This is a genomic window from Occallatibacter sp., from assembly GCF_049802275.1.
In the GTDB taxonomy this organism is placed as follows: domain Bacteria; phylum Acidobacteriota; class Terriglobia; order Terriglobales; family Acidobacteriaceae; genus Telmatobacter.
Map to the genome: position 1 here is coordinate 1 of NZ_JBARMD010000504.1, position 4,356 is coordinate 4,356.

General features: G+C 56.5%; 7 protein-coding genes. 3 read left to right on the forward strand and 4 right to left on the reverse strand.

What is annotated here, in order from left to right; genetic code table 11:
• Nucleotides 1–938 (forward strand): UDP-N-acetylglucosamine--N-acetylmuramyl-(pentapeptide) pyrophosphoryl-undecaprenol N-acetylglucosamine transferase (locus tag WA354_RS17535; RefSeq protein ID WP_472814314.1); only part of this gene is annotated, 938 nt, incomplete at its 5' end.
• Between the two features lie 26 nt (nt 939–964).
• Here the strand turns inward: WA354_RS17535 and WA354_RS17540 are convergent.
• Nucleotides 965–1,270 carry a hypothetical protein gene (locus WA354_RS17540; protein WP_472814315.1) on the reverse strand — a complete coding sequence of 102 codons (306 nt, stop codon included), beginning with the start codon at nt 1,268–1,270 and terminating at the stop codon, nt 965–967.
• A 47-nt stretch (nt 1,271–1,317) separates the two neighbouring features.
• Here WA354_RS17540 and WA354_RS17545 point away from each other — a divergent pair, with 47 nt between their 5' ends.
• Nucleotides 1,318–1,602, forward strand: coding sequence for a DUF3303 domain-containing protein (locus WA354_RS17545; RefSeq protein WP_472814316.1), 285 nt, complete (start codon nt 1,318–1,320; stop codon nt 1,600–1,602).
• A 242-nt stretch (nt 1,603–1,844) separates the two neighbouring features.
• On the opposite strand, the gene WA354_RS17550 is transcribed toward WA354_RS17545, so the two are convergent.
• Nucleotides 1,845–2,126 (reverse strand): hypothetical protein, encoded by a 282-nt coding sequence (locus WA354_RS17550; protein WP_472814317.1) that lies wholly within the window; start codon nt 2,124–2,126, stop codon nt 1,845–1,847.
• Between the two features lie 241 nt (nt 2,127–2,367).
• Nucleotides 2,368–3,249, reverse strand: coding sequence for a hypothetical protein (locus WA354_RS17555; RefSeq protein WP_472814318.1), 882 nt, complete (start codon nt 3,247–3,249; stop codon nt 2,368–2,370).
• 423 nt (nt 3,250–3,672) lie between these two features.
• On the opposite strand from WA354_RS17555, the gene WA354_RS17560 reads away from it, so the two are divergent.
• Nucleotides 3,673–3,867, forward strand: a complete 195-nt coding sequence (locus tag WA354_RS17560; RefSeq protein ID WP_472814319.1) for a hypothetical protein — start codon at nt 3,673–3,675, stop codon at nt 3,865–3,867.
• Between the two features lie 27 nt (nt 3,868–3,894).
• Here the strand turns inward: WA354_RS17560 and WA354_RS17565 are convergent.
• Nucleotides 3,895–4,356: FtsW/RodA/SpoVE family cell cycle protein (locus WA354_RS17565; RefSeq protein WP_472814320.1), on the reverse strand; the 462-nt coding region annotated here is incomplete at its 5' end.

The following is a 4,356-nucleotide window of genomic DNA, read 5'->3' on the forward strand; positions in this document are numbered from 1 at the left end:
GCTTTCAACTGCGGCTGATCGAAGTGGGACCGCTGAAGAATGTCTCGCTGGCCACGCGGCTTCGCACCTTGCTCGATATTCCTCGCAGCCTGCTTGCCTGTCGCAGGTTGATTTGCGAATTCAAACCCGATGTTGTGTTCGGCGTCGGCGGTTATGCTTCCGGTCCGGGAATGGCTGCGGCGCTGATGTTGCGAGTGCCGACGATGGCGTTCGAGCCGAATGCCATGCCGGGGCTTGCGAATCGACTGGTGGGGAAACGAGTGCAGGCTGCCGCGGTAAATTTTCCGGCAGCGGCCACTTTCTTTCACAACGCGGAGGTGACGGGGATACCGGTGCGGCCGGAGTTCTTCAAACTTCCGCCCGCCACTGGAGGCGCGCCGCATCTGCTGGTCTTTGGCGGATCGCAGGGGGCCCGGCTCTTCAACAACACGCTGCCATCGATCGCGCCGGCTCTGCTTGAGGCTGTTCCGGGGCTGACAATTCTGCACCAGGCCGGGGCCCGGCACGTTGACGCAAGCGAAGCTGCCTACAAGGCGAGCGGCGCGAATCCGGCGCAATGGCACGTAAGCGGATTTCTCGACGACATGCCGGCACGGTTTGCGCAAGCCAATCTTGTCATGGCTCGCAGCGGAGCCTCAACGGTGGCTGAACTTGCTGCCGCGGGCAAGCCTGCGCTGCTTGTCCCTTTTGCAGCTGCGGCCGACGATCACCAGGCGCGCAACGCTGAGGAGATGGTGAAGGCCGGAGCCGCCGTGATGCTGAAGGAGCCCGATCTGGCCGATCACGCAAAGGTGCTCGAGTGCCTCATCCATCTGCTCACCTCGCACGAGCGGCTGGCGGCCATGTCGGCGGCGGCGCTGACGCAAGCTCATCCCCAGGCGGCGGAAGACATTGCCAAACGACTCGTGTCGCTGGCGACAGGATTGACAGCCCAATAAGGCGCTGCAAGCTGCAGCAGTAAAATTCAGGGGATACCCCCCACCCCCCTTCCCACCACATGTTCATTGTTTTCAGCAGGTTGGCAAATCGGGCGGTTACAAATATTTCCTGTCAAAGGACTTACAGGCAAATATTTCTTAACAAAGGGGTTGCGGTGATCTTGCAGCCATTCGCGCGAGTGTTGAGGTCTTCCCATTTCCACAATAGAGAAACGCGCGAAATAACCTGCAAAGTTCGCGGATTTATTTTTTGCGGTTTCGGTGTTGGAAGTTGCCAACAGCTCCTCATAGCGTGTGAATGTTTGTGCGCTATACTTCTCGCCTTCGAACATCGCTGAGCATTTCCCCTCGAAGAAAATCTGAACTGGAGGCGATCTGTATGAAAACCATTTTGACTTGGAGTGTGCGTCCGGGAGCCATCAAGGAAGCGGTGGGTCGATTTCTCGCTGGGCAAGCCGCACCGGAACCGGGCGTGAAAATACTCGGCCGCTGGCACAAAATCGATATGGGCGGCGGCGTCGCGCTGTATGAAACCGACAATCCGACCGCGCTCTATGCAGGTGCGGCAAAGTGGGCTGACGTGCTGGAGTTTCACAGCTCAATTGTGATTGAGGATGCAGAAGCCGGAGCTGTGCTGGCGCAGGTGTTCGGCGGCAAAGGCTGATTTCTCCGGAGCTAAAGCTCTTCGTCTTCGGGAATGCATTCAGGGGCATGAATGCCCCTGCTCCTTCCAATTGTGAACGAGGGCGTTCCATCCTTGAATCAGAGAATTATTCAAGGATGGGGGCACCCTCAATTTGTAGCTGTCATGAACTCAGGAAAGCGGGCCGGTGTACTTCACCTCGACCACTGATGCGTTCTGAACGATCCCCTCGGAGGTGACATTGCCGCCCTCAACCATGTCGATTACGGCCAGTAGTAGCCTGCTCCTCGCAGATAGGAAATCTCCACAGTAATCGCAGCCATGATGAACGCGATCGATACCGCACAGACCGTCAGGCGCGGGAACCGCTCGGCAAAGGTTGGCGGGGCATTCCCTGCGAATTCAAATAGAGGACCGCACAACTCAGCGCTGGCCTCTGTTTCGTTCTGCTGCGTTTGAAAGAGCCCATACTCGCTGGACTCTTTCGGTTCAACAACGCGAATGGATAAGGTGGCATTTATATATTCTTTTTCTTTCGTCAGCATCCTGGCCTCACACTTGTTCGGCCCCGGCAACCCCATTTCCGGCCCCTCACCGATACGCCACGCGACGTCAAATCTGCCTGCATGTGCGTGAACTTGGACTATCGTCACATGACTTTTGAGTGGTCGAATGTGAGGTCGATCACAGCGGAATTCTTATCGCGGGGGAAGGAACGCCGAATTGAGTAGATGGGACGACACTAGAAGGGGAGTTGCGTTCCTTTCGTTGCTACTCTAGCAGTGCTTATGGCGTCTTTATCAACTCGGCTAGGGTCTTTGCCGCAACGTGAGTTCCTATCTCCTTCGCTGTCAATAGAGCACCTTTCCCGACTTTTGAAAGGAACGAGATTACCCCTTTGCGATCGCCCTTCTCGGCAGACTCGGCTGCGTTGCCGATTAGCATTATTTGTCTATCATCTACTCTTGACGATGCGCTTTTTCGAAGCTCCGCGATGACTAGATCTAGTTCATTCGCGAGTGCATGTAAATCGACGCCATTTATGGTCTCCGCCGAGGAGTATAGGTTGACCTCCCCGTGGGCGTGATCGCCGAGAGCGCCGATCTGACCGAAATTGTTGATCTGGTTCCCCTGCACGACCGTATTTCCAGGCTCGGTTTCAGGTGAGCGAGACCTCTTTAGGAGCCTACGCCCCTCCGCCGTGATCCCGATTCGACCAAGTATGTGAAGCCTTCCAAAAGCTCCAACGCGGATGTGCGGAGCATTGATATATCCATCGATCAAGAGTGCATCAAGCGCATTCTTGAATTCGGTGTCTGTTGGCTGTGGCTGCAGGTTGTATTTCAGCTCGGCCGACGAAAGGGGCTGCGGAAATGACTTGCTTGTGATTTCTAGTATCGCGCTCGCGACCTCCGGATCGTATCCTCCACCGGCACGGGTTTCCGCCGACGTCGCCATGCTCGCGACTTTGCTCATCGCCAGCTGGATGACCGCTTCATGCCATCCTCCCGGCGAATTGTAGTACCCGAATCGCCAGTTTTCGGGAGCTTCGACCACGATTGAACCCATCTTATCGAGCGCATTGCAGCATTCGAGTTGAGCAGAGTTCAATAAGCCCGTTTGCGTCGAAAAGTTGAGATCCTGGTTCTCGCTCTCGCCGCGAATCACGGCACTTTGGGCCAGCGAGCCATTCGGAAGGATGTACGGTTGACGTGCAATACTCTCTACCGATACAGCAATCAGTCGCGTGTCCTCATCCATTCTTGTTACCTCGCCGCAGAGAAAAGATTCCTACACAGCATTTTGAGCGATCCATGCCAGATTGAGAAGGCTACGTTTCGTCCGAGTCACCGGTTCGAGGTATTAGTCCACCTTCTTCGAGATGTTGAGGAGGAGCCGATGCCGGCGAGGGTGAAAGAGGCTGGTGCTGGCCAAGTGGGCAAAAGCAGATCCTTCGCTCCGCTTACCCCACCGCGCACGAATGCGCGACGGGGCCCCAGGCGTGCTCCGCTCAGGATGACACTTCTGTGGTTTTAGAAGTGCATAGTTTGAACGGACGCCTCCCTAATCAACTTTTTTTTGGAGATGTTGATGAGAATGCCGATCCCTGCCAGCGTGAAGAAGAGGCCGGTGCTAGCCAGGGTGGCGAAAAGCAGATCCTTCGCTCCGCTTATTCACCCCACAAACGAGGACCTGTTTGTGGGGACCCCGCTTACCCCACCGCGCACGAATGCGCGACGGGGCCCCAAGCGTGCTGCGCTCGGAATGACACTTCTGTGGTTTTAGAAGTGCATAGTTTGAACGGACGCCTCCCTAATCAACTTTTTTGGAGATGTTGAGGAGAATGCCGATTCCTGCGAGCGTGAAGAAGAGGCTTGTTCCGCCGGAGGAGATGAAGGGTAAGGGGATTCCCTTGGTGGGCAGCAGCGAGAGGACCACGCTGATGTTGAAGAAGGCTTGCAGCAGGATGGCCGTCGTAATGCCGAAGGCGGTGAGGCGCGCAAACGGATCGGTCGAACGATAGGCAGTGCGCAGGCCGCGGTATCCGAGGATGACGAAGAGCGTGAGGATGAGGATGGCACCGATGAAGCCGAGCTCTTCCGCAATGTTGGCGTAGATGAAATCGGTGTGGGCTTCGGGGAGATAGAAGAGCTTTTGCATGCCCTCCATGTAGCCGCGCCCTGTGAGCCCCCCTGTGCCGACCGCGATGAGCGACTGGTTGATATGGAATCCCGCGCCCTGGGGGTCGAGGTCGGGATGCGCGAAGGCCAGCAT